This is a genomic window from Pseudomonas sp. IB20 (assembly GCF_009707325.1).
Lineage (GTDB): Bacteria > Pseudomonadota > Gammaproteobacteria > Pseudomonadales > Pseudomonadaceae > Aquipseudomonas.
In genome coordinates this window covers 399601-426172 of sequence record NZ_CP046103.1, presented here as the reverse complement: position 1 = coordinate 426172, position 26572 = coordinate 399601, and the positions used below count along the sequence as shown (strand labels likewise).

Sequence of the window (26572 nt, the reverse complement as noted above, 5' to 3'; positions counted from 1 at the left end):
ACCACCGCTATCGCAGGCAAGCCAGCTCCTACATTTGTTTTGTGTACACCCTAATAAAAAGCCCGGCACTGCCGGGCTTTTTCATTACTCGTGGTACTGCGCCGACAGCTCATGCACCGCGCGCAGGAACGCGCCGGCATGTTCCGGGTTCACTTCCGGCGTGATGCCATGGCCGAGGTTGAACACGTGCCCGCTGCCCTTGCCGTAGCTGGCCAGGATGCGGCCGACTTCGGTGCGGATCGCTTCCGGCTTGGCGTAGAGCACGGTGGGGTCCATGTTGCCTTGCAGCGCCACCCGGTTGCCAACGCGGCTGCGCGCGTCACCGAGGTCGCAGGTCCAGTCCAGGCCGAGTGCATCGGCACCGGCGTCGGCGATGCTTTCCAGCCACAGGCCACCACCTTTGGTGAACATGATCACAGGTACTTTGCGGCCTTCGTGTTCGCGGATCAGGCCGCTGACGATTTTGCGCATGTAGGCCAGGGAGAATTCCTGGTACGCCGCCGACGACAGGTTGCCGCCCCAGGTGTCGAAGATCTGCACCGCTTGCGCACCGGCCATGATCTGGCCGTTGAGGTAGCTGGTCACCGACTGGGCCAGTTTGTCCAACAGCAGGTGCATGGCTTGTGGGTTGTCATAGAGCATGGCCTTGGTCTTGCGGAAGTCTTTCGACGAGCCGCCTTCGACCATGTAGGTGGCCAGGGTCCATGGGCTGCCGGAGAAGCCAATCAGCGGCACACGGCCATTCAGCTCGCGGCGGATGGTGCTGACGGCGTCCATCACGTAACCGAGGTCTTTGTGCGGATCAGGGATCGGTAGGGCTTCGATGTCGGCGAGGGTGCTGACGACTTTCTTGAAACGCGGGCCTTCGCCGGTTTCAAAGTACAGGCCTTGGCCCATGGCGTCAGGGATGGTGAGGATATCGGAGAAAAGGATGGCCGCGTCCAGTTGTGGGTAGCGGTCCAGCGGCTGCATCGTGACTTCGCAGGCGAACTCCGGGTTCATGCACAAGCTCATGAAGTCGCCGGCATTGGCGCGACTGGCGCGGTATTCCGGCAGGTAGCGACCGGCCTGACGCATCATCCACACGGGCGTGACATCTACGGGTTGCTTGAGCAGGGCACGAAGGAAACGGTCGTTCTTGAGGGCAGTCATGTCGGCATCCGCAAAAAAAGTACGGGCATTTTCTCAGAGCGCGACGCAAAAGGCACGGAGTGAGCCGTGCCTTTTGTCTATCGGGTCAATTTGTCGCGGTGATTGGACCTCGCACTTGAGCCTCTTCGTTGACTCGTAGCATCGCCTCGGTGTATCTGATGTAAGGTCCGTAAAGAACACGCCCGCTTTTGTGTGCGGCTTAGCCGGGCTTAGACGCCCAGGTAATCCAGGATCCCTTCAGCGGCATTACGCCCTTCGAAGATCGCGGTTACCACCAGGTCAGAACCCCGAACCATATCGCCACCGGCGAAGATTTTCGGGTTGCTGGTCTGGTGCTTGTACTGGCCTTGTTCCGGGGCTACAACACGGCCCTGGCTGTCGGTCTGGATTTCGAACTGCTCGAACCACGGCGCCGGGCTTGGGCGGAAACCGAAGGCGATGACCACGGCGTCAGCCGGGATAATCTCTTCGGAACCCGGGATCGGCTCAGGGCTGCGACGGCCACGGGCGTCCGGCTCGCCGAGACGGGTCTCGACCACCTTCACGCCTTCGACACGGTCTTCACCGACGATGGCGATCGGCTGGCGGTTGTAGAGGAATTTCACGCCTTCTTCCTTGGCGTTCTTCACCTCTTTGCGCGAGCCGGGCATGTTGGCTTCGTCACGACGGTACGCACAGGTCACCGACTTGGCGCCCTGGCGGATCGAGGTGCGGTTGCAGTCCATCGCGGTGTCACCACCGCCGAGCACCACAACCTTCTTGCCTTTCATGTCGACGAAATCTTCCGGCGACTTTTCAAAGCCCAGGTTGCGGTTGACGTTGGCGATCAGAAAGTCGAGCGCGTCGTAAACGCCCGGCAGGTCCTCACCGGCAAAGCCGCCCTTCATGTAGGTGTAGGTGCCCATGCCCATGAACACCGCATCGTATTCGGCGAGCAGTTGCTCCATGGTGATGTCTTTACCGATTTCGGTATTGAGACGGAACTCGATACCCATGCCGGTGAACACTTCGCGACGGTGGCTCAGTACGGTTTTTTCCAGCTTGAACTCGGGGATGCCGAAGGTCAGCAGACCGCCGATTTCCGGGTTCTTATCGAACACCACCGGGGTCACGCCGCCACGCACCAACACGTCGGCGCAGCCCAAGCCCGCCGGGCCTGCTCCAACGATCGCGACACGCTTGCCGGTCGGCTTGACCTTGGACATGTCCGGGCGCCAGCCCATGGCGAACGCGGTGTCGGTGATGTACTTCTCCACCGAACCGATGGTCACCGCGCCGAAGCCGTCGTTAAGGGTGCAAGCACCCTCGCACAGACGATCCTGCGGGCACACCCGGCCGCAGACTTCCGGCAGGGTGTTAGTCTGGTGCGACAGCTCGGCGGCGGCGAGGATGTTGCCCTCAGCCACCAATTTGAGCCAGTTGGGAATGAAGTTGTGCACCGGGCACTTCCATTCGCAATACGGGTTACCGCAACCCAGGCAGCGGTGGGCCTGGTCGGCCGAGTGCTGGGGTTTAAAGGGCTCGTAGATTTCCACGAACTCTTTCTTGCGTTGACGCAACAGTTTCTTCTTCGGATCTTTGCGCCCGACATCGATGAACTGGAAGTCGTTATTCAGACGTTCAGCCATGTTAAAACCTCATCAAACTGTTCAGGCGCATATCACTGCGGGTTGGCACGGATGCTGGAAAGCAACGTTTCAGCAGCCATGTTAAAACCTCATCAAACTGTTCAGGCGCATATCACTGCGGGTTGGCACGGATGCTGGAAAGCAACGATTTCAGGTTGGCAGCCTTGGGCTTGACCAGCCAGAAACGACGCAGGTAATCATCGAGGTTTTCAGCGAGGTTACGCCCCCATTCGCTGCCGGTTTCCTCGACGTATTCGTCCAGCACGTGCTGCAAGTGGTTCCGGTAGGACTCCATGGCTTCACCGCTGATCCGCTGGATCTCGACCAACTCGTGGTTGACCTTGTCGACGAAGGTGTTGTCCTGGTCGAGCACGTAGGCGAAACCGCCGGTCATGCCCGAACCGAAGTTGTAACCGGTCTTGCCCAGTACCGCGACAAAGCCCCCGGTCATGTACTCGCAGCAGTGATCGCCAGTGCCTTCCACCACGGTGTGGGCACCGGAGTTACGCACGGCGAAACGCTCACCGGCCGTACCGGCGGCGAACAGCTTGCCGCCGGTGGCACCGTACAAGCAGGTGTTGCCGATGATGGCACTGTCCTGGGTCTTGTAGATGCTGCCTTTAGGCGGAACGATCACCAGCTTGCCGCCGGTCATGCCCTTGCCCACGTAGTCGTTGGCGTCACCTTCCAGGTACATGTGCAGGCCGCCGGCGTTCCACACGCCGAAGCTCTGGCCCGCAGTGCCGTTGAAGCGGAAGGTGATCGGCGCTTTCGCCATGCCTTGGTTGCCGTGCTTGCGCGCGATTTCGCCGGAGATGCGTGCGCCGATGGAGCGGTCGCAGTTGCAGATATCCAAGGCGAATTCGCCACCGCTGGCGTCGTTGATCGAGGCGCTGGCCATCTCGACCATCTTCTCGGCCAGCAAGCCTTTGTCGAACGGCGGGTTGCGCTCCACCTGGCAGAATTGCGGCTTGTCTGCCGGGATGTGATCGCTGCCCAACAGCGGCGTCAGGTCCAGGTGCTGTTGCTTGGCAGTCTGGCCTTCGAGGATTTCCAGCAGATCGGTACGCCCGATCAGCTCTTCCAGCGAGCGCACGCCCAGCTTGGCTAACCACTCACGGGTTTCTTCGGCGACGTAGGTGAAGAAATTCACCACCATGTCGACGGTGCCGATGTAGTGATCCTTACGCAGCTTCTCGTTCTGAGTCGCGACGCCGGTGGCGCAGTTGTTCAGGTGGCAGATGCGCAGGTATTTGCAGCCCAGGGCGATCATTGGCGCGGTGCCGAAGCCGAAGCTTTCGGCGCCGAGGATCGCAGCCTTGATCACGTCGAGGCCGGTTTTCAGGCCGCCGTCAGTTTGTACACGGACTTTGCCGCGCAGGTCGTTGCCGCGCAGGGTCTGGTGAGTTTCAGCCAGGCCCAGTTCCCACGGCGCGCCGGCGTACTTGATGGACGTCAGCGGCGAAGCGCCGGTGCCGCCGTCGTAGCCGGAGATGGTGATCAGGTCGGCATAGGCCTTGGCCACGCCAGCGGCGATGGTGCCCACGCCGGCTTCGGCTACCAGTTTCACCGAGACCAGCGCCTGCGGGTTGACTTGTTTCAAGTCGAAAATCAGCTGCGACAAGTCTTCAATCGAGTAGATGTCGTGGTGCGGCGGCGGCGAAATCAGGGTCACACCCGGCACCGCATAACGCAGCTTGGCGATCAAACCGTTGACCTTGCCGCCTGGCAGCTGGCCGCCTTCACCGGGCTTGGCGCCCTGGGCGACTTTGATCTGCAACACTTCGGCGTTGACCAGATATTCCGGGGTTACACCGAAACGGCCAGTCGCAACCTGCTTGATTTTCGAGCTCTTGATAGTGCCGTAGCGCGCCGGGTCTTCACCGCCTTCGCCGGAGTTGGAACGCGCACCCAGGCGGTTCATGGCTTCGGCCAGGGCTTCGTGGGCCTCAGGCGACAAGGCGCCGAGGGAAATACCCGCGGAGTCGAAGCGCTTGAGGATCGATTCCAGCGGCTCGATTTCGCTGATGGCCAGCGGCGTGTCCAGGGTTTTCACCTTGAACAGGTCGCGGATCATCGACACCGGGCGGTTATCCACCAGCACGGTGTATGCCTTGAACTTGGCGTAGTCGCCCTGCTGCACAGCGGCTTGCAGGGTGCTGACCACGTCCGGGTTGTAGGCGTGGTATTCGCCACCGTGCACGAACTTGAGCAGGCCGCCTTGCTGGATCGGCTTGCGCGCGCTCCAGGCTTCGGCGGCCAGGGCTTTCTGTTCGGCTTCGATGTCGACGAAACGCGCACCCTTGATGCGGCTCGGCACGCCACGGAAGCTCAGCTCGCAGACTTCTTCAGACAGGCCGATGGCTTCGAACAATTGAGCGCCGCGATAGGACGTGACGGTGGAGATACCCATCTTCGACAGGATCTTCAACAGGCCCTTGGTGATGCCTTTACGGTAGTTCTTGAACACCTCGTAGAGGTCGCCCAGCACTTCACCGGTACGGATCAGGTCACCGAGCACTTCGTACGCCAGGAACGGATAAACCGCCGAGGCGCCGAAACCGATCAACACCGCAAAGTGATGCGGGTCGCGGGCTGTGGCGGTTTCGACGAGGATGTTGGAGTCGCAACGCAGGCCTTTTTCGGTCAGGCGGTGGTGCACCGCACCGGTCGCCAGGGAAGCGTGGATCGGCAACTTGCCTGGAGCGATATGACGGTCAGTCAGCACGATCTGGGTACGACCGGCACGCACCGCTTCTTCAGCCTGATCGGCGACGTTACGCACAGCGGCTTCAAGGCCGAGGCTCTCGTCGTAGTTCAGGTCGATGATCTGGCGGTCGAAGCCTGGGCGCTCCAGGGTCATCAACGAACGCCACTTGGCTGGCGAGATCACTGGCGAGCTGAGGATCACGCGGGAGGCGTGCTCAGGCGACTCCTGGAAGATGTTGCGCTCGGCACCGAGGCACACTTCCAGCGACATCACGATGGCTTCGCGCAGCGGGTCGATCGGTGGGTTAGTCACCTGGGCGAACTGCTGGCGGAAATAGTCGTATGGCGTGCGCACACGCTGGGACAGCACGGCCATCGGCGTGTCATCGCCCATGGAGCCGACCGCCTCGTAGCCTTGCTCGCCGAGCGGGCGCAGCACTTGGTCGCGCTCTTCGAACGTGACCTGGTACATCTTCATGTACTGCTTGAGTTGGTCGACGTCATAGAAAGCCGAACCGTGGTCGTTGTCTTCCATGGTCGCCTGGATGCGCAGGGCGTTCTTGCGCAGCCATTGCTTGTACGGGTGACGCGACTTCAAGCGGTTGTCGATGGCGTCAGTGTCGAGGATCTGCCCGGTTTCGGTGTCCACGGCCAGGATCTGGCCAGGGCCTACGCGGCCTTTAGCGATAACGTCTTCAGGCTTGTAGTCCCATACGCCGATTTCCGACGCAAGGGTGATGAAACCGTTGGTGGTGGTGACCCAACGCGCCGGGCGCAGACCGTTACGGTCGAGCAGGCACACCGCGTAGCGGCCGTCGGTCATTACCACGCCGGCCGGGCCGTCCCACGGCTCCATGTGCATCGAGTTGTACTCGTAGAACGCACGCAGGTCCGGGTCCATGGTCTCGACGTTCTGCCACGCTGGCGGAATGATCATGCGCACGCCACGGAACAGGTCAATGCCGCCGGTGACCATCAGCTCGAGCATGTTGTCCATGCTGGAGGAGTCGGAGCCCACACGGTTGACCAGCGGGCCGAGCTCTTCGAGGTCCATCAAGTCGTTGGCGAACTTGGTGCGACGGGCCACAGCCCAGTTGCGGTTGCCGGTGATGGTGTTGATCTCGCCGTTGTGGGCGAGGAAGCGGAATGGCTGGGCCAGCGGCCATTTCGGCAGGGTGTTGGTGGAGAAGCGCTGGTGGAACACGCAGATTGCGGTTTGCAGGCGCTCATCGCTCAGGTCTGGATAGAAGGCGGTCAAATCCGCCGGCATCATCAGGCCTTTATAAATGATGGTCTTGTGCGAAAAGCTGCAGATGTAGTGGTCGGTATCCAAGGCGTTGGACACTGACGAACGACGACGCGAGGTAAACAGCTTGATCGCCATGTCCTGGTCGCTCAGGCCACTACCTGCGATGAACACTTGTTCGATCTGCGGCAGGCGCTCCAGGGCCAGGCGGCCGAGCACGCTGGTGTCGATCGGCACTTTGCGCCAGCCGACAAGTTGCAGGCCGGCAGCGAGGATCTCGCGGTTCATGTTCTCGCGAGCGGCTTCGGCTTTGACTGGGTCCTGGTTGAAGAAAACCATGCCCACGGCGTATTGCTTGGGCAGGTCGACCGAAAATTGCTCTTTGGCGACAGCGCGCAGGAACTGGTCGGGCTTTTGAATCAGCAAGCCACAACCGTCACCGGTCTTGCCGTCGGCGTTGATCCCACCGCGGTGGGTCATGCAGGTCAGGGCCTCGATGGCCGTTTGCAAAAGGGTATGACTGGGCTCGCCCTGCATGTGGGCTATCAGGCCGAAACCGCAGTTATCCTTGAATTCATCGGGTTGGTACAGACCTGCTTTCATAGACACTTTCTCACCAGGCTGCCTCTTATACCGAGGCAAATTTCTTTTTAATTCAACCGGTTACCTTCCACGCCGAACGTACGCCGGCTTAGCGGGGGCAAAAGGGAGGTCATTGTACACACCGACACGAACGCTCACAAATTTAGCGACGAAATGTCGCAAATCTATGTCGCATTTATGAAAGGTTTAAAGCGATATGCTGTGCTAGTCAAACTTTTTTAATTCTGACCGCTACGACTCAAAAGTGACGTGTGCAGACACCACAAAGCGCGCGGCCTTCAGGGCTGCACGCTTTGTCGTTTTTTTTTGAGGTGCCGAGAGGGCGGCCTGGGTAAGGCCGCCGAATCTTCAGCGAGTTGTTGCGAGTTCTTGTTGAACGCTGGCAACAGTGCGAGGCCAAGGTTTACCAGCCTGAACCTTCGCTGGCAAGGCCTTGATAGCGGATTCAGCTGCTGCACGGCTGGAGAAGTTGCCGTAAGTGATCACGTAGAGAGGCTTGCCGTTGAGCACTTTCTTGAAATAACGGTACTCGCCGCCCTGCTCTTTCACGAACGCCTGGGCATTGGCTTCGGAGCTGGTGCCGAGGATCTGCACCACGAAGTTGCCGGTCGGCTGGCTGGTGTACCAGCTGCTGCCGGCGGCGCCTGCCTTGGCGACAGTGGCTGCTGGTTTTTCAGCAGGCTTGGCAGCCGGTGCCGGCTTGGCGGCTGGTGCCGGTGCGACAGGCTTGGCAACCGGAGCCGGTTTGGCGGTGGCGACGGTCGGTGCCGGGGTCGGCTTGGCCGCTGGCGTGGCTGCCGGGCCGGCTGGTACGCCTGCAGGCGGCGCGGTAGTGGTCACGGTCGGTGGCGTGGCACTGGAGCCTTCCACCGGCACACCGTCGTCGCCTTCGGAGATACCACCGGCTTCTTCGGCGAGCGGGCCGCGCATCACCGGCTGGCCCACCATCGGCAGGTTGGTCGGTTGGCCGGAGTTGGCGAATTCGACATTTGGCGTGGGCTTGCCCAGTGGCAACTGCGCCTGTTCGGTTGGCGCGCCGGCGGTGGCGGGTGCCTTGCTGCGACCTGGGATCAACCAGGCGGCGGCGACAGCGACCACGACAACGGCGGAAATAGCCAATACGTGCTTCTTAGGCATAGTAAACCCCATCTTTGGACGCTTAACCGCAGAGCGGCTTGCAATCATGGCTTCGATCAAGGCATCCCGGGCAACCTGGTTGATGGTGCCAGGCCAGCCGTCGGAGCTTTCGTGAATATCAGAGATCTGCGCAGCGGAGAAAAGTTCGATACCGGCCCCGGCGCCTTCGAGGCGTTGAGCCAGGTATTCGCGGGTCTCTTCCTCTTCGTACGGCTGCAATTCGATAACGTGAAACAGCTCCTGGTCGCCACTGATCTGCTCCAGATCAGCGATCAACGACGATTCGCCAAAGAGGAACACGTGCGGGCGGCCTTCAGGCGTGCCCGCGGCCAGCGCCAGCAGGGCTTCCAGAGCGGATTCGTCGAGCTGCTCGGCGTCGTCCACCAGCAGGTAGACTTCCTGGCCGGTCAGGCCCAGTTGCACCACTTGCTTGAGAATCGCGTTCGGCTCGGCCGTGGCCACGTTCAGCGCTTGGGCCACTTGGCGCAACACGCCCGCCGCATCACCGGCGCCACGGGCCGACACCACCACGCTCTGTACCGATTGCTTGTTGGTGCTGGCGACCAGCGCCTGGCGCAGCAGGGTCTTGCCGCTGCCCAACGGGCCAGTGACTACCAGCAGCAATTGGCTGTAGCGCGCCAAATGGTGCAGTTGGCCAAGCACCGGCTTGCGCTGGGCAGGGAAAAATTTGAAGCCCGGCACCCGTGGAGCAAAGGGGTCGTGGCTTAGCTGGTAATGGCCGAGGAACGCCTCGTCGGCATGCAAACTAGTCATCGGGATCTTATTAACCTTTAAGCTGGGCCAGGGCGCGGTAATCCGCTCCCAGCGTGGCCTGTAAAATCTCTTTCGGATAATCGTCGGTCACTACCGCTTCGCCCATGCGGCGCAGCAGTACCAGTCGCAGGCGACCGTCGATCACTTTCTTGTCGATTGCCATATGTTCGAGGAAATCCGCCTCGGTCATCTCGGTAGGTGGAACGACCGGCAAACCGGCGCGCTGGAACAGGCGAATGCCACGATCACGTTCCTGGGCGCTGATCCAGCCCAGCCGTTGCGACATCTCCAACGCCATCACTGTGCCAGCCGCTACGGCTTCCCCATGCAACCACACACCATAGCCCATGTGCGTTTCGATCGCATGGCCGAAGGTGTGGCCAAGGTTCAGGGTGGCGCGTACGCCGGACTCCCGCTCGTCGGCATTCACCACCAGCGCCTTGGCGGCGCAGGAGCGGGAAATCGCTTCGGTGAGTGCAACCTGGTCCAGAGCGCGCAGGGCGTCCATTTGTTCTTCAAGCCAGGTCAGAAACGGCTCGTCGCAGATCAGCCCGTACTTGATGACTTCCGCCAGGCCCGCCGACAGCTCGCGCGGCGGCAGGGTGTTGAGGGTGGCGGTGTCGATCAGCACAGCTTGGGGCTGATAGAACGCGCCGACCATGTTCTTGCCCAGCGGGTGGTTGATGCCGGTTTTGCCGCCCACCGACGAATCGACCTGGGACAACAAGGTGGTCGGCACCTGGATAAAGTCCACACCGCGCTGGTAACAGGCCGCCGCAAAGCCGGCCATGTCGCCGATCACACCGCCGCCCAGGGCAACCACGGTGGTACGCCGGTCATGACGCGCGGTCAGTAGGCCATCAAAGATCAGTTGCAGGGTTTCCCAGTTTTTGTGGGCCTCGCCATCCGGCAAGATCACCGAAATCACCGAGTACGCCGCAAGGCTGCGGCTCAGACGCTCAAGATACAGCGGCGCGACCGTTTCGTTGGAGATGATCGCCACTTGCCGCCCGGCAATATGCGGTGCGAGCAACTCGGGCAGGTCCAACAAACCTTCGCCAATATGGATTGGGTAGCTGCGCTCGCCTAGATCGACCTTAAGTGTCTGCATGTGTCCCCGCGTGAAGATGTATGTACGATCGGCAACGCTCGGATCTGACGTCGCCTGATGGCTCTGCGCCACACCCCTAAGGCTGATAGCGCGCCGCCGAGAATAGCGCATTTCGGGTCTGGCTTTAACGGGGTGGCAACTGCTGCAAGCGCTCAAGAATGTCGAGAACCACCATTCGTGGTGGCCGCTCATCGGTTTCCACCACCAGATCGGCGATTTCCCGATAGAGCGGATCGCGCAGCGCCAGCAAATCCCGCAAGGTCTTGGCTGGGTCGGCGGTACGCAACAGCGGGCGATTGCGATCACGGGCGGTACGGCCCACTTGCTGCTCGACCGACGCATGCAGATAAACCACGCGACCACCGGCATGCAGCGCCCGACGGTTTTCATCGCGCATGACCGCGCCGCCGCCGGTGGCCAATACCACGCCATCGCAGCCGCACAGCTCGGCAATCATCGCCTGCTCGCGGTCGCGAAAGCCCAGTTCACCTTCCTTATCGAAGATCCATGGGATATTGGCGCCCGTGCGCAATTCAATTTCCTTGTCGGAATCTTTGAATGGCAGGCGCAGCTCTTTGGCCAGCAAACGGCCGATGGTGCTTTTACCAGCCCCCATCGGTCCTACAAGAATCAAATTTCGCACAGAATCAACGACTCACAGCAATCGCCTGGTTATTCATAATACGCGGAGTCAGGAATACCAGCAGCTCGGATTTTCTTTGCGCAACCACATCGCGCCGGAAAAGGCGGCCAAGATACGGCACATCGCCCAAAAATGGCACTTTATCTACCACTTTGCTTTGGGTATTGGAGAAAACCCCGCCGATGACGATGGTCTCGCCATCCTTGACCAATACCTTGGCATTAACTTCGTTTTTCTTGATCGGCGGCACGTCATTGAGCTTATTCAGGTAATCGGGCTCATCCTTGGTGACCTTGACCTCCATGAACACCCAGCCGTCAGGGGTAATTTGCGGGGTGACCTCCAGCGACAGCGAAGCCTCCTTGAAGGACACTGACGTTGCACCCCGGCCGCTGGATTCCTGGTAGGGGATTTCGGTGCCCTTGAGGATGCGCGCGGTTTCCTTGTCGGAGGTGACCACCTTGGGCTGTGAGACGATTTCACCGTTGCCGGTTTTCTCCATGGCGGTCAGCTCCAAGTCCAGCAACAGGTTGTCGGTGATATAGGCGATGCCCAGGCCTGCCGTACCGGTGAGCGAACCCATGTCGACAAACGGTGAGCTGGGCGGGTTTACCGGCGGCTCAACCCCTTCGCCCAAGGGCTTGCTGATACCACCCGCGCCCCAGTTGCCACGGTTGAGTCGGCCGCCCCAGCGCACGCCCAGGCTTTTGTCGTAATCGACATTGGCCTCGACGATCCGCGCTTCAATCATCACCTGGCGCACTGGAATGTCCAACTGCGCCACGATCCGCCGCAGCTCTTCGAGCCGCTCGCTGGTCTGGTAGGCGATGATGTTATTGGTGCGGTCATCCACCGCCACTGAGCCGCGCTCATCGGTGATGCCTTCCAGGCCCGTCACCGACTGGAACAACTTGGCCAGGTCCGCCGCCTTGGCGTAATTGACCTGCAACAGCTCCCGGCGCAACGGCGCCAAATCCGCCATCTGTTTACTTGCCTCCAGTGTCAGCAGTTCGCGAGCCGCCAGCTCTTCGGCCGGCGCCACCAGCAACACACCGGCTTTCACGCGCTTGTCCAAGCCTTTGCTTTGCAGCACCAGGTCCAGCGCCTGATCCCAGGGCACCTCTTTGAGCCGCAGGGTGATCGAGCCCTGCACCTCATCGCTGGCCACCAAGTTAAGCCCCGCGACATCCGCAATCTGCTGCAATACGACACGCACATCGATGTTCTGGAAGTTAAGGTTCAGCTTGTCGCCGGCATAGGGAGTGCCCAGAGCTGCCTGACCGGGAGGCGGCAGCTGGATCAGATCCACACGATTGGGCACAGCAGATGCCATCGGTGCCGTGAACGCTATCCATAGCGCCACACCGAAGGACGAGAAAGTCCTTTTCATTGTTTGATTCCGTTATGAGTTGACGTTTAACACGAGGGTTCGCGAACGCTCCAGCCATGCGCCCTGTTCATCCGGGAACAGTTCGGCCAGTTCGATGTAACTGTCATGAATAGCTGTGACCCGGCCATGGTGAGGCCCCAAGTAATCGCCGACTGCTAGGCGATGCACCGTCGAGGCCGCACGCAGCAATACAAAGGTCTGTAAGCCACGGGACAACGTGCCGACCATTTCGAACCGGTCGATGGCCAGACCTTCCAAGGCGCCACGCTTGCGCGCGAGGTCCGGCGCACGCGCCGGCCGGCCTGACACGTGGCCCACTTGCAAGGCCAGCGGCTGGAACGGATCACGCAGGGAGGCGGCGGCGTAGACAAATCGCGCGCCCTGCTCGACTGCCTGGGCAGGCTTGCCATGGCCTGAGGCGCTTCGATAACTCTTGGCCAGCAGATCAAGGCGCAGCAACGACCCATCAGGCCGAAGCACCACATCATGTGCGGTGACGATGCGCGGCAGCCCGCCCAAGCCGCTCACAAACATTGCCAGGTCGTGGTAGGCGCCAAACACACCGACCTGCACGGGTTCCTCGATGTAGAACGGATGAGGCTGCTCATCCAATACCGTGACGTCCTCGACCACCAGGCCATTGGCAACCGCCAGCCGGGCAATGTCTTCCAACAAGCCGGGCATGTCGGATTCGCCGGGCAACTGCCGTAAAAGCCCGGCGACCTGATCCTCCGTCACTTGAGCCTGACGGGTGAGCCCCTCAAACCCCGCGACCTTGCCGGCATTTTGCGCGTGCGCCTGTTGCAGGATTACTTCCTGCGCCTCTAACGCTTGCAGCCGCTCACGGGCCGGGGCCAGCAACACAACATCGCCCACCAGCACCACCAGGCCCGCCAACGCGCAGCCCAACAGGGCCTTACCGGGTAAGGGCCATTTCGCAGCGTTGTGAGAGAGCGTAGAGAAGTCGAGCCTGGGCAGGCTCAAGGCTGGGCCTCGGTGGATTCGCCCTGGCGCACCATGAGTTGGAATTCGTTGCCGCCACCCTCGCCCTGCGCACGCACATGCTGCAACCGGGTAGCGTGGGCACCTTCAGAGGCCTGCAAGCGGCGCATCAACTGGGCGATATCCTGGCTGGACTCGGCACTGCCACTGATACTCACCGTGCCGCCCTTGGCGACAACCTCATGCAGGTGCACGCCATCGGGCACCGCACGCGCCAACTGGTCCAATAGCTGCGCGCTGGCCGAACGGCCTTCGTGCAGGTCCTGCACCACCTTCATGCGTTGCGCCAATTGCTGGCTTTGTTCTTGAAGGTTGTCGAAGGTCTTGAGACGCGCATCCTCGACGGTGACTTCCTTGCCCAAATGGTTATTTCGCGCGGCTTGCCGGTCAATTGCCTGGTCGATCACCTGATCCGCCAGCCACACCGCCGCGAGCGCCACACAAGCGAACGCCAGCAAAAATATCAGGAAGTATTTGCGCCGCCGTTCCGCCAGCGCCTGGCGCCAAGGCAAAAGATTGATTCGTGTCATCCAGCGAAACTCCTCAGGGCCAACCCGCAAGCAATTCCCATCCCGTGGGCATCCACGGCCCACTGTGCGCCATCGACTCGATGGCCCGGCATGAAGCTGGCGAAATCCTGACTGCAAGCGCGCTCCAATGCAAACCCTTCGACATCCACGACCCGCGTCACCAGCCCGGCCAGGGCCAAAACCGCTTCGCGGGCTTCGACCTGCTGCTTGAGGCACGCCGCCAGCAGCACCTCGACGCGGGCCGGGTCGTGAGCCAAAGGGCCGCGCACCTGAAAATCGATGGCGACGTCGTCCAAGGGGTAAGGAATGTATTGATCGGCCTCCATCTGGATCTTCCAGACCATCTCCTCGTCGCTGAGCCCTGCCGCCATTTCTATCACCCGCGTGATAACCGAAGGGCCCGCCACCGCCACAGCCGCCTGCCTGGCCGAAGTATGCAACTCAGATAACGCCTGTTGCAGTACCCGCCCAATCGCCTCAAGGTCCAGCAGCGTGCCATCAACCACCGCATTGGCAGGCAAGCGCTGTGTGACATAGCCATGAACGCTATAGCCACGGGTTGAACGGCCCAGTTCAATCAGCTTGATGCCGGTGTCATTGATGTCGACGCCCAGCATGGTGTCGACTTTTCGCCTGAAAAATCCCTTTCTCATAAAACTCCCTAAAACTTTGCCTGTCATACCGCCTGATTAGCGCGGGGCATCGTGCATTCGGTCGACTTGTTTGAGTGGTGCGAATGACGCCCCAGGCCGAAAATGCTTTAATGCCCAGCGTTTTTCCCCGCTTTTTTCTGCTGCTCGGGTTGATCCATCGTTTGTTATGCATGCCCCGACGCGTAACTCATTCTTTTCTCTGGAAATCCAAAAGCCTTGATTCGTCTGCTGAAGTTTTTCGGGTACTCCATTGTCGCGATCGTCTGCGGGCTGATGCTCGTACTCAGCGGGGCCTACCTCTACCTTAGTCCGGGTTTGCCCTCCGTAGAGGCACTCAGAAGTATCCAGTTGCAGATTCCTTTGCGGGTCTACAGCAGCGACGAAAAACTGATCGCGGAGTTCGGCGAAATGCGCCGCACACCGATCCGTTTCGCCGATATTCCGCCCAATTTCATCAATGCCCTGCTCTCGGCTGAAGATGATAATTTCGCCAACCACTACGGCGTCGACCCCAGCAGCCTGGTGCGTGCGGCCACTCAGTTGGTAAAAAGCGGACACATTCAATCCGGCGGTAGCACCATCACCATGCAGGTGGCGAAGAACTTCTTCCTCACCAGCGAGCGCAGCTTTTCGCGCAAGGCCACTGAAATCCTGTTGGCCCTGCAGATCGAACGTCAGCTGACCAAAGATGAAATCCTTGAGCTGTACGTGAACAAGATCTACCTGGGTAACCGCGCCTACGGCATCGAAGCGGCGTCCCAGGTCTACTACGGCAAGTCGATTCGTGACGCCAGCCTGGCGCAGATGGCGATGATTGCCGGCCTGCCTAAAGCCCCTTCACGCTTCAACCCACTGGCCAACCCGGCGCGCAGCAAAGAGCGCCGCGACTGGATCCTGGGCCGCATGTACAAGCTGGGCAAGATCGACCAGGTCGCCTATGAAAGCGCCGTGGCTGAGCCGTTGAACGCCAGCTACCACGTGCCGACGCCGGAAGTGAACGCACCCTACATCGCGGAAATGGCGCGGGCCGAGATGGTCGGCCGCTATGGCAGCGAGGCCTACACTGAAGGCTTCCGCGTGACCACAACGATTCCGAGCGACCTGCAGGAAATCGCCAATAACTCGGTACACGCAGGCTTAGTCACCTACGACCAACGCCATGGCTACCGTGGCCCTGAATCGCGCCTGCCGGGCAAGACCTTGAGCGCCTGGACCACAGAATTGGGCAAACAGCGCCCAATCAGCGGCCTGGAGCCGGCCATCGTCACCCAAGTGAATAAAGATGGCGTGCAGGTGCTGACCCGCACCGGCGAAGGTCATGTTTCGTGGGACAGCATGAAGTGGGCACGCCCCTTCCTGAACACCAACAGCATGGGCCCGATGCCCAAGCAGCCGTCTGACGTGGCGCAAGTGGGTGATTTGATCCGCGTGCAACGCCAGAAAGACGACAGCCTGAAGTTCAGCCAAGTACCTGTGGCGCAAGGCGCGCTGGTGTCCCTGGACCCGCAGAACGGTGCGATCCGCGCCCTGGTCGGCGGTTTTGCCTTCGAGCAAAGCAACTACAACCGCGCGACCCAGGCCAAGCGCCAACCGGGCTCGAGCTTCAAGCCGTTCGTCTACAGCGCTGCGCTGGATAACGGCTACACCGCCGCCAGCCTGGTCAACGACGCGCCGATCGTGTTTGTCGACGAGTACCTGGACAAGGTCTGGCGCCCGAAGAACGACACCAACACCTTCCTCGGCCCGATCCGTATCCGCGAGGCGCTGTACAAGTCGCGCAACCTGGTGTCGATCCGCTTGCTGCAGGCGATGGGCGTGGGCAAGACCATCGACTACATGACGCGCTTCGGCTTCGCCAAGTCGGACCTGCCGCCAAACCTGTCCCTGGCCCTCGGCACCGCGACCCTCACGCCAATGGAAATCGCCACGGGCTGGAGCACCTTTGCCAACGGCGGCTACAAGATCACGCCGTACCTGATAGAAAAGATCGAAAGCCGTAACGGCGACACCCTGTTCACCGCCAACCCGCCACGCGTGCCGGGTGACGTGGTCAATGGCGTGGCCGCGACGGATGGCCTCGCGGCACCGAGCAACGGCGGAATCACCATCGAACCGACCCCAGGCGCAGCGCCTGCGGCAAACGCCGCTGCGCCCACCGAGCCACAAGCGCCGGCAGTGGCTGAGCGGATCGTGGATGGTCGCACCACATATATCCTCAACAGCATCCTGGAAGACGTGATCAAGAAAGGCACCGGCCGTCGCGCACTGGCACTGGGCCGTGCGGATATCGCGGGCAAGACCGGTACCACTAACGAATCCAAGGACGCCTGGTTCTCCGGCTACAACGGCGACTACGTGACCACCGTGTGGACCGGCTACGACCAACCGGAAAGCCTGGGCCGCCGCGAGTTTGGTGGCACCGTCGCGCTGCCGATCTGGATGAGCTACATGGGCGCGGCCTTGAAGGACAAGCCGCTGCACACCCAGCCCGAGCCGGAAGGCATTCTCAGCCTGCGGATTGACCCGGTGAGCGGCCGTGCGGCATCGCCGAGCACGCCGAATGCGTTCTTCGAGCTGTTCAAAAGCGAAGACACGCCACCGTCGGTCAACGAGCTGGGCAATGGCGTTGCACCGGGCAGCCCGCTGCCGGCGGACGAGGGGGCACCGATCGATCTCTTCTAACTCGATCTGCGGCTGAGCGCAGCTCCAATGTAGGAGCTGGCTTGGTACCGCCACAAAAAAGCCCCGACTCGCGAGAGCCGGGGCTTTTTGTTGGTGCGCTACAACGGCTTAGCCGTTGAACACATCATCCACGCTTTGCAGCGGGTAGTGCTTCGGATACGGCAGGGTAGCCACACCGGTCTCGATGGCGGCTTTGGCCACGGCATCGGAGATCAGGGTGATCAGGCGCTTATCCATTGGCTTGGGAATGATGTACTCACGGCCGAATTCCAGCTTGATGCCACCGTAGGCGTCGCACACTTCCTGAGGCACCGGCAGTTTGGCCAGTTCACGCAGGGCGTTGGCGGCAGCCACTTTCATCTCTTCGTTGATGCGCTTGGCGCGAACGTCCAGGGCACCACGGAAGATGAACGGGAAGCCCAGTACGTTGTTGACCTGGTTCGGGTAGTCCGAACGGCCGGTGGCCATGATCACGTCGTCACGGGTGGCGTGCGCCAGTTCCGGGGCAATTTCCGGATCAGGGTTGGAGCAAGCGAACACGATCGGGTTGGCCGCCATGGACTTGAGGCCTTCAGCGCCCAGCAGGTTCGGGCCGGACAGGCCAACGAACACGTCTGCACCGTTGAGGGCGTCAGCCAGGGTGCGCTTGTCGGTCGCGTGGGCAAACATCGCCTTGTACTGGTTCAGGTCGGTACGCTCGGACTGAATAACGCCCTTGCTGTCGACCATGAAGATGTTTTCAAGCCGGGCGCCCATGCTCACCAGCAACTTCATGCAGGAGATGGCCGCCGCGCCGGCGCCCAGGCAGACGATTTGCGCGTCAGCCAGCGTTTTGCCGGCGATTTCCAGGGCGTTGATCATGCCGGCCGCAGTAACGATCGCGGTACCGTGCTGGTCATCGTGGAATACCGGAATGTCGCACTGCTCGATCAGGGCCTTTTCGATCTCGAAGCACTCAGGTGCCTTGATGTCTTCCAGGTTGATGCCACCGAAGGTGATGGAAATGCGCTTAACCGTGTCGATGAACGCCTGCGGGCTTTCGGAATCGACTTCGATGTCGAAAACGTCGATGCCGGCAAAGCGCTTGAACAGCACACCCTTACCTTCCATGACTGGCTTGGATGCCAATGGGCCGAGGTTGCCCAGGCCGAGAATCGCGGTGCCATCGGAAATCACTGCAACCAGGTTGCCTTTGCCGGTGTACTTGTACGCCAGTTCAGGGTCGCGGGCGATTTCACGTACGGGCTCGGCAACGCCAGGGCTGTAGGCCAGCGACAGGTCGCGGGCGGTGGCAGTGGCTTTGGTGAGCTCTACACTCAGCTTTCCTGGACGAGGATGGGCATGATATTCGAGAGCGGCAGTTTTCAAATCAGACATATCGGCATTCCGCTTTTACTGTTGGTCGACGGACCGCCGAGGATACGCGTGTCGCAAAGTCCCTACAAGACTGGGCAGTCACAGGTGTCAAGGGCCCTGCGCTACGACTTTTGGCCAAGAGCCACGGGATACAAGGGCTTAACTGTTCACAATCACCTTAAAAAATGTCTACAATTTTTTATTCAAAAATCAATTTTGCAACGCTTCGCCAAATCGCGGCCACAAAAAAGGCGTCCACAAGGGACGCCTTTTTCAACAGCTGACAAAAACCCAAAGGGCTTTTGAGCCTTACTCTGCTGGAGTAGCAGCAGGCTTCTTGCCGAAAGCACCAAAGCGATCTGCGAAGCGCTGTACACGGCCGCCGGTGTCCAGAGTTTTCTGCTTACCGGTGTAGAACGGGTGGCACTCGTTGCATACGTCAGTACCCAGTGGCTTGCACAGGTTCGAACGCGTTTCGAACTTGTTGCCGCAGCTGCAGGTTACTGCGATGGTTTCGTACGCTGGATGGATATCGGCTTTCATGGTGACTTCCTCGGGCTAGCGTGCCGCCACACGACACTATTGTCGAATACCGCACGTAATTAGGCCGCGGATTCTACCAGACCTTTTTAAACGCGCAAGCGGCGGCGCCTGTCGTTTGCGCACATAAAAGCCCCTTTCATCAGAAAACTTCCGGCTCACCACGATCATTGTGGGAGCCGGGCTTGCCCGCGATGGCGGCGTGTCAGGCACCCAATCCGGCGACTGATACGCCGCTAGCGCGGGCAAGCCCGGCGCCCACAGAAGTGCTGCCTCCAACACCCGAGACGGGACACCTCCACCGCAGGTCTGCTAGGCTCGCGCCCCTGCGCCACCGCCTGCCTTTATAAGAGACCCCCCGCGTGCCCGACGCCATTTTGCGCCTAGCCCTGCCCTCGCCTCTGCGCCGCCTGTTCGACTACCGCGCCCCGGCCGGCGTGCTGCGCGCGCAGTTGCAGCCGGGCATGCGTGTGCGCGTGCCGTTCGGGCGGCGGGAAATGATCGGCATCCTGGTGGAAGTCGCCGACCACAGCGAAGTGCCCGCAGAAAAGCTCAAGCCCGCCATCGCTATCCTCGACGCCACTGCGCCACTGCCCCCGGCCTTGTTCAAGCTGTGCCTGTGGACTGCCCAGTATTACCAGCACAGCCTGGGTGACACGCTGAGCTGGGCGCTGCCGGTGCTGCTGCGCCAGGGCGAGTTGGCCGAAGCACGCCAAGAACGCTTCTGGTCGATGGTGCCCGGCGCCCGCCTGGACGACCCGCGCATCGCCCGCGCGCCGCGCCAGCGTGAAGCCCTGGCCACGCTGGCGCAGCACCCCCACGGCGTGGCGCATCAGCTATTAAGCAAGCTGATGCTGAGCAAGGACAGCCTCGACCTGCTGCTGGCCAAGGGCCTGGTGCAGGTGGAAATCCGCAAGCACGCGCCGGACCCGCGCCACGAACACTGGCTGGCCCAACCCGAACTGCCGCTGAACCCCGAGCAACGGGCTGCTTATGAAGCCATCCGCGCAGGCGCAGGCAGCTTCCATGCGTTCCTGCTGGCCGGCGTGACCGGCAGCGGCAAGACCGAAGTCTATTTGCAGCTCATCCGCGAAACCCTGAAGGCCGGCAAACAGGCACTGGTGCTGATCCCCGAGATTAACTTGGGCCCGCAAACCCTGGCGCGTTTCGAGCAGCGCTTCAATGCGCGCATCGCCCTGGTGCATTCGGCGGTCAACGACCGCGAACGCCTGGAGTCCTGGCTGGCGGCGCGGGACGGTGAGGCCGACATTATTATCGGCACCCGTTCGGCGCTGTTCACGCCAATGAAAAACCCCGGGCTGATCATCATCGACGAGGAGCACGACGGCTCCTATAAACAGCAGGAAGGCCTGCGCTACCACGCCCGCGACCTGGCGCTGGTACGCGCACGCCAGGAAGACATCCCGATTGTGCTGGGCTCGGCCACGCCTTCCCTGGAAAGCCTGCACAACGCCTACACCGGCCGTTACGGGCTCCTACGCCTGAATGAGCGCGCAGGTGGCGCCAAACAACCGCGTTTCCTGCGCCTGGACGTCAAAAGCCGCCCGCTGGACAGCGGCATTTCCGGGCCAATGCAACAAGCCATCGGCCAGACCCTCGCCGCCGGCCAGCAAGTGCTGGTGTTTCTCAACCGCCGGGGCTTTGCGCCGACGCTGCTGTGCCATGACTGCGGCTGGATGTCCGAGTGCGAGCGCTGCGATGCGCGCATGACCGTGCACCAGCGCCACGGCGAGTTGCGCTGCCATCACTGCGGCCATGTGGAACGGGTGCCACGCCACTGCCCGCAATGCGGCAAGGTGGACTTGCGCCCAGTGGGCGCCGGCACCGAGCGTGCTGAAGAGCGCCTGGGGATTTTGTTCCCGGACTACCCGGTACTGCGAGTCGATCGCGACAGCACGTCGCGCAAAGACGCAATGAACCAGCTGTTCGCGACCATCCAGAAAGGCCAGCCGTGCATCCTGATCGGCACGCAGATGCTTGCCAAAGGGCACCACTTTCCACGGGTGACGCTGGTGTCGATCCTGGATGCCGACGGCGGCCTGTTCTCCGGCGACTTCCGCGCCAGCGAACGCATGGCGCAGTTGATCGTGCAGGTCGCGGGCCGGGCCGGGCGGGCCGAAGAGCCGGGCCGAGTGATTATCCAGACGCACCTGGCCGACCATCCGCTGTTGATCCAGCTGACCGAACAAGGCTACTTTGCCTTCGCCGAACAGGCCTTGAGCGAACGCCGCGCCGCCGGCCTGCCGCCCTTTTCCCATTTGGCCTTGCTGCGCGCCGAAGCCCACAAACCGGGGCAGGCAGAAAGTTTTCTGGATGAGGCGTGCAGCGCCGCCGAACGTTTGCTTGGCGAACTGGGTCTGACCGGCATCGAATTGCTCGGCCCGGTGCCCGCGCCTATGGAACGCCGCGCCGGGCGTTATCGCGCCCAGCTACTCTTGCAGGCAACGTCCCGCGCACCACTGCATCGGCTATTAAGTAGCTGGTTACTTGCCCTGGAGCAAATGCCCAGCGGCCGGCAAGTGCGATGGTCGTTGGATGTGGACCCGGTAGACCTGTATTGATAGCAGGCACGCCAGCGCCCACATTTTGAAATGTGAATACCCTTAAATGTGGGAGCGGGCTTGCCCGCGATGAGGCCCGCAGGTCCGCCATCTGGTCTGAACGGTTGGCAAGCCCGCCCTCGCCACGGATAATGCCCAGTTTTTCCACCTGCGCATCGCGCGCCGCCGCTTGCGGTCGAAAGAGAACACCATGAAAGACACCATTCGCCAGTTGATCCAGCAAGCCCTCACCCAACTCGTCAACGAAGGTGTGTTGCCTGAAGGCCTGACGCCGGCGATCCAGGTGGAAAACACCCGCGATAAGACCCACGGCGACTTCGCCAGCAACATCGCGATGATGCTGGCCAAGCCTGCGGGCATGAAGCCGCGCGACCTGGCGGAAAAAATCATCGCCGCACTGCCGGCTGACGAGAGCGTCACCAAGGCTGAGATCGCCGGCCCAGGCTTCATCAACTTCTTCCAGAACACCCAGGCCCTGGCTTCGCGCCTGGACGCCGCCCTGGCCGACGCCAAGATCGGCGTGCGCAAGGCCGGCCCGCTGGAGCGCGTGGCGATTGACCTGTCGGCCCCCAACCTGGCTAAAGAGATGCACGTGGGCCACTTGCGTTCGACCATCATTGGCGACGGCGTGGCGCGGGTGCTGGAGTTCCTCGGTGACACCGTAATCCGTCAGAACCACGTGGGCGACTGGGGCACCCAGTTCGGCATGCTGATGGCCTACCTGCAGGAAAACCCGATCACCAGCAACGAGCTGGCCGACCTGGAAAACTTCTACCGCGCCGCCAAAAAGCGTTTTGACGAGTCCGAAGAGTTCGCCGACCGCGCCCGTGGCCTGGTGGTCAAGCTGCAAGCCGGCGACAAGGAATGCCTGGCGCTGTGGGGCCGCTTCCGCGAGATCTCGTTGTCGCACTGCCAGGAAATCTACGAGCTGCTCAACGTGAAGCTGACCATGGCCGACGTGATGGGCGAAAGTGCCTACAACGACGACCTGATCAACGTGGTAAACGACCTCAAGGCCAAGGGCCTGCTGGTGGAGAGTAACGGCGCGCAGTGCGTGTTCCTCGAAGAATTCAAGACCGCCGACGGCGAGCCGCTGCCGGTCATCATCGTCAAGGCCGATGGCGGCTACCTCTACGCCACCACCGACCTGGCGGCCGTGCGCTACCGCAGCGGCGTGCTGAAAGCCGACCGCGCGCTGTATTTCGTCGACCAGCGCCAGGCCCTGCACTTCCAGCAGGTGTTTGAAGTGGCACGCCGCGCAGGTTTCGTCACCCACCCGATGCACATGGAACACATGGGCTTCGGCACCATGAACGGCGCCGACGGCCGCCCGTTCAAGACCCGCGATGGCGGCACCGTGAAGCTGATCGACCTGCTGAACGAAGCCCAGGAGCGTGCCTACAACCTGGTGAAGGAAAAGAACCCGGAGCTGGCCGAAGCCGAGTTGCGCAACATCGCCCGCGTGGTGGGTATTGGCGCGGTGAAATACGCCGACCTGTCCAAGCACCGCACCAGCGACTACAGCTTCAACTTCGAACTGATGCTCAACTTCGAAGGCAACACCGCGCCGTACCTGCTGTACGCCTACACCCGCGTGGCCGGCGTGTTCCGCAAGCTGGGCAAGGACTTCAGCGAAGTTGAAGGCCAGATCGTGCTCGATGCTCCTCACGAACAGGAATTGGCGGCCAAACTGGCGCAATTCGCAGAAGTGTTGAACAGCGTCGGTGAGAAAGGCACGCCGCATGTCCTCTGCACCTATTTGTATGAAGTCGCCGGCCTGTTCTCCAGCTTCTACGAGCACTGCCCGATCCTCACCGCCGACGACGAAGCCCAGAAGCAAAGTCGCCTGCGCCTCGCCGCACTGGCTGGACGGACCCTCAAGCAAGGCCTGGAATTGTTAGGCCTGGAAACCCTGGAGCGTATGTAAGTTGGCTGCCAAGAAAAAACCTGCACCCAAGCGCGGCGCCAGCCGCTATCAAGCCCCGGCGAAAAAGCCGATTCCGGGCTGGTTGTGGATGGCCATCGGCCTGGCGGTCGGTGCGTTTGTCGTGATCCTGATGAAGCTGGAGCCGGGCAAGGGCGATGACGTTAAACGCGTCAAGCAAGAGCAGCAGAAAGCCACGAAAATGGCCGAAGCCAACAAGACGGCGCCGAGCCCGACCGCGCCGGTGAAGCCGAAGTACGATTTCTACACGCTGCTGCCGGAATCGGAAGTGATCGTGCCGCCCGACGCCGTGCCGGAGAAAACCCTGCCGACGCCGCAAGTGCCGACCACACCCGTGACGCCTGCGGAAGCGGCGAAAATCGACACCGCACGCGCTCAAGCGGCGCTGGCCGGGATCACCCCGCCGCCGCCACCGCCGGTTGCGCAGACCAAAGCGGCACCGGTGACCAAGTTCTTCCTGCAAGCGGGCTCGTTCCCGAAACAGGCGGACGCGGATCGGGTGCGAGCGCAGATCATTCTGCTGGGCCAGACGGTGACGGTGGAGTCCGGCACGGTGAAGGACTCGACTTGGTATCGCGTGCTGGTAGGGCCGTTCAGCAACCGTGAACAGCTGACCGTGGCGCAGAAACAATTGGCCGGCGCCGGGTTTAGCAACCTGTTGTTACAACAACGCCAGAGCCGCTGATTCATAGCCAACTCGGTATACATGTGGGAGCTGGCTTGCCTGCGATGGCGGTGTAACAGTCATTATTTTCAGTGACTGACACACCGCCATCGCAGGCAAGCCAGCTCCCACAGTTGGTTTTGGGACGCTCCCAAAAATGTGTCAGACCAATAAACACCACTCGTCCGCCACACCCCCCTACGGTTGAAATCCCCCTCACCACCCCCATATGAGATTCCATCAGGGCATTTTCGCCCCGCTGCGTGGAGACTCTCCCCTTGACCACCATCGTTTCAGTACGTCGCCACGGCAAAGTCGTCATGGGCGGCGACGGCCAGGTTTCCCTTGGCAACACCGTGATGAAAGGCAACGCCAAAAAAGTGCGCCGCCTGTACCACGGCCAGGTTCTCGCGGGCTTTGCCGGCGCTACCGCCGACGCCTTCACCCTCTTCGAGCGTTTCGAGGGCCAGTTGGAAAAACACCAGGGCCACCTCGTGCGCGCCGCGGTCGAACTCGCCAAAGAATGGCGCACCGACCGTACCCTCAGCCGCCTGGAAGCCATGCTGGCCGTTGCCAACAAAGACGCTTCCTTGATCATCACCGGTAACGGCGACGTGGTTGAGCCTGAACATGGCCTGATCGCCATGGGTTCCGGCGGTGGCTACGCCCAGGCGGCAGCCAGCGCACTGTTGAAGAAAACCGACCTGTCGGCCCGTGAAATCGTCGAGACTGCCTTGGGCATTGCCGGCGACATCTGCGTGTTCACCAACCACAACTTCACCATTGAGGAGCAGGACCTCGCCGAGTAAGCCCTAGGCTTATTCCCGCTTGAGGCCGCAAACACTATGTCCATGACTCCCCGCGAAATCGTCCATGAACTTAATCGCCATATCATCGGCCAGGACGATGCCAAGCGCGCCGTTGCCATTGCGCTGCGTAACCGCTGGCGCCGGATGCAACTGCCCGAAGAATTGCGCGTTGAAGTAACGCCGAAGAACATCCTGATGATCGGCCCGACCGGCGTCGGTAAAACCGAAATCGCCCGGCGCTTGGCCAAGCTGGCCAATGCCCCGTTCATCAAGGTCGAAGCCACCAAGTTCACCGAAGTGGGCTATGTGGGCCGCGACGTCGAGTCGATCATTCGTGACCTGGCCGACGCTGCCCTGAAGCTGCTGCGCGAACAGGAAATGACCAAGGTTAGCCACCGCGCCGAAGACGCCGCCGAAGAACGCATCCTCGACGCCCTGCTGCCGCCGGCACGCATGGGTTTCAACGAAGACGCCGCACCGTCATCCGATTCCAATACCCGCCAGCTGTTCCGCAAGCGCCTGCGTGAAGGCCAACTGGACGACAAGGAAATCGAGATCGAAGTCGCCGAAGTCTCCGGCGTCGATATCTCCGCACCGCCTGGCATGGAAGAAATGACCAGCCAGCTGCAGAACCTGTTCGCCAACATGGGCAAGGGCAAGAAGAAAAGCCGCAAGCTCAAGGTCAAGGAAGCGCTGAAGCTGGTGCGCGACGAAGAAGCCGGGCGCCTGGTGAATGAAGAAGAACTCAAGGCCAAAGCCCTGGAAGCCGTCGAGCAACATGGCATCGTGTTTATCGATGAGATCGACAAAGTGGCCAAGCGTGGCAACTCCGGAGGCGTTGATGTGTCCCGCGAAGGCGTACAGCGCGACCTGCTGCCGCTGATCGAAGGCTGTACCGTGAACACCAAGCTGGGCATGGTCAAGACCGACCACATCCTGTTTATCGCCTCCGGTGCATTCCACCTGAGCAAGCCAAGCGACCTGGTGCCGGAGCTGCAAGGCCGTCTGCCGATTCGCGTGGAACTCAAGGCGCTGACCCCGGGCGACTTCGAGCGCATCCTCAGTGAGCCGCATGCGTCGCTCACCGAGCAGTACCGCGAGCTGCTGAAAACTGAAGGCTTGGGTATCGAGTTCCTGCCGGACGGGATCAAGCGTTTGGCGGAGATTGCCTGGCAGGTTAACGAGAAGACCGAGAACATCGGTGCGCGTCGTCTGCATACCTTGCTTGAGCGTCTGCTGGAGGAAGTTTCCTTCAGCGCGGGCGACATGGCGGGTTCGCAGAATGGCGAAGCGATCAAGATCGATGCTGACTACGTGAATAGCCACCTGGGCGAATTGGCGCAGAACGAAGACCTGTCTCGTTATATCCTGTAAGCCTCACAGGAAATGGTTTGTGTAGGAGCCAGGCTTGTGTGG

General features: G+C 61.2%; 17 protein-coding genes and 1 pseudogene. 6 read left to right on the top strand and 12 right to left on the bottom strand.

What is annotated here, in order from left to right; genetic code table 11:
• Nucleotides 1–84 precede the first annotated feature (84 nt).
• The 10 genes and pseudogenes from hemE to pilM form a co-directional block, all read right to left on the bottom strand.
• Nucleotides 85–1152, bottom strand: a complete 1068-nt coding sequence (gene hemE / locus GJU48_RS01920) for a uroporphyrinogen decarboxylase (RefSeq protein ID WP_094949284.1) — start codon at nt 1150–1152, stop codon at nt 85–87.
• 209 nt (nt 1153–1361) lie between these two features.
• Nucleotides 1362–2780, bottom strand: coding sequence for an FAD-dependent oxidoreductase (locus GJU48_RS01915; protein WP_094949287.1), 1419 nt, complete (start codon nt 2778–2780; stop codon nt 1362–1364).
• A gap of 112 nt (nt 2781–2892) precedes the next feature.
• Entirely contained in the window at nt 2893–7338 is a 4446-nt protein-coding gene (gene gltB / locus GJU48_RS01910) for a glutamate synthase large subunit (RefSeq protein ID WP_094949288.1), read from the bottom strand.
• A 348-nt stretch (nt 7339–7686) separates the two neighbouring features.
• Complete coding sequence (locus GJU48_RS01905; RefSeq protein WP_094949289.1) at nt 7687–9249, bottom strand: AAA family ATPase; 1563 nt, start codon at nt 9247–9249, stop codon at nt 7687–7689.
• A gap of 10 nt (nt 9250–9259) precedes the next feature.
• A complete protein-coding gene (aroB, locus tag GJU48_RS01900; RefSeq protein ID WP_094949290.1) occupies nt 9260–10360 on the bottom strand; it encodes a 3-dehydroquinate synthase in 1101 nt (366 codons plus the stop codon).
• A 124-nt stretch (nt 10361–10484) separates the two neighbouring features.
• Nucleotides 10485–11003, bottom strand: a complete 519-nt coding sequence (gene aroK / locus GJU48_RS01895) for a shikimate kinase AroK (protein ID WP_071482666.1) — start codon at nt 11001–11003, stop codon at nt 10485–10487.
• A 4-nt stretch (nt 11004–11007) separates the two neighbouring features.
• Nucleotides 11008–12261, bottom strand: a pseudogene (locus GJU48_RS01890) (type IV pilus secretin PilQ); the annotation flags it as partial.
• Nucleotides 12262–12405: 144 nt separating this feature from the next.
• Nucleotides 12406–13377: a pilus assembly protein PilP gene (locus tag GJU48_RS01885; RefSeq protein ID WP_094949292.1), complete on the bottom strand. Its 972-nt coding sequence runs from the start codon at nt 13375–13377 to the stop codon at nt 12406–12408.
• Nucleotides 13374–13925, bottom strand: coding sequence for a PilN domain-containing protein (locus tag GJU48_RS01880; RefSeq protein ID WP_094949293.1), 552 nt, complete (start codon nt 13923–13925; stop codon nt 13374–13376). The genes GJU48_RS01885 and GJU48_RS01880 overlap by 4 nt, the downstream gene beginning before the upstream one ends.
• On the bottom strand, nt 13922–14578 hold the full coding sequence (pilM, locus tag GJU48_RS01875) for a type IV pilus assembly protein PilM (protein ID WP_094949294.1): 657 nt from the start codon (nt 14576–14578) through the stop codon (nt 13922–13924). Before pilM ends, GJU48_RS01880 begins: the two co-directional genes overlap by 4 nt.
• Nucleotides 14579–14797: 219 nt before the next feature.
• Between pilM and GJU48_RS01870 the strand changes: the two genes are divergently transcribed.
• Nucleotides 14798–17260, top strand: a complete 2463-nt coding sequence (locus tag GJU48_RS01870) for a penicillin-binding protein 1A (RefSeq protein ID WP_371917645.1) — start codon at nt 14798–14800, stop codon at nt 17258–17260.
• Between the two features lie 108 nt (nt 17261–17368).
• On the opposite strand, the gene GJU48_RS01865 is transcribed toward GJU48_RS01870, so the two are convergent.
• Together GJU48_RS01865 and rpmE are read right to left on the bottom strand one after the other, a co-directional pair.
• Nucleotides 17369–18637: a malic enzyme-like NAD(P)-binding protein gene (locus tag GJU48_RS01865; RefSeq protein WP_094949296.1), complete on the bottom strand. Its 1269-nt coding sequence runs from the start codon at nt 18635–18637 to the stop codon at nt 17369–17371.
• Between the two features lie 288 nt (nt 18638–18925).
• Nucleotides 18926–19159 carry a 50S ribosomal protein L31 gene (gene rpmE, locus GJU48_RS01860; protein WP_094949297.1) on the bottom strand — a complete coding sequence of 78 codons (234 nt, stop codon included), beginning with the start codon at nt 19157–19159 and terminating at the stop codon, nt 18926–18928.
• Nucleotides 19160–19518: 359 nt separating this feature from the next.
• Between rpmE and GJU48_RS01855 the strand changes: the two genes are divergently transcribed.
• The 5 genes from GJU48_RS01855 (at nt 19519) to hslU (ending at nt 26530) form a co-directional block, all read left to right on the top strand.
• The gene (locus GJU48_RS01855; RefSeq protein ID WP_094949298.1) at nt 19519–21738 is read left to right on the top strand and encodes a primosomal protein N'; all 2220 of its coding nucleotides are present in this window, start codon (nt 19519–19521) and stop codon (nt 21736–21738) included.
• A 190-nt stretch (nt 21739–21928) separates the two neighbouring features.
• Nucleotides 21929–23665: an arginine--tRNA ligase gene (argS, locus tag GJU48_RS01850; RefSeq protein WP_094949299.1), complete on the top strand. Its 1737-nt coding sequence runs from the start codon at nt 21929–21931 to the stop codon at nt 23663–23665.
• A gap of 1 nt (nt 23666) precedes the next feature.
• Nucleotides 23667–24368, top strand: coding sequence for an SPOR domain-containing protein (locus tag GJU48_RS01845; RefSeq protein ID WP_094949300.1), 702 nt, complete (start codon nt 23667–23669; stop codon nt 24366–24368).
• A 257-nt stretch (nt 24369–24625) separates the two neighbouring features.
• Nucleotides 24626–25156 carry an ATP-dependent protease subunit HslV gene (gene hslV, locus GJU48_RS01840; protein ID WP_064450299.1) on the top strand — a complete coding sequence of 177 codons (531 nt, stop codon included), beginning with the start codon at nt 24626–24628 and terminating at the stop codon, nt 25154–25156.
• A 36-nt stretch (nt 25157–25192) separates the two neighbouring features.
• On the top strand, nt 25193–26530 hold the full coding sequence (hslU, locus tag GJU48_RS01835) for an ATP-dependent protease ATPase subunit HslU (protein ID WP_083355661.1): 1338 nt from the start codon (nt 25193–25195) through the stop codon (nt 26528–26530).
• Nucleotides 26531–26572 lie beyond the last annotated feature (42 nt).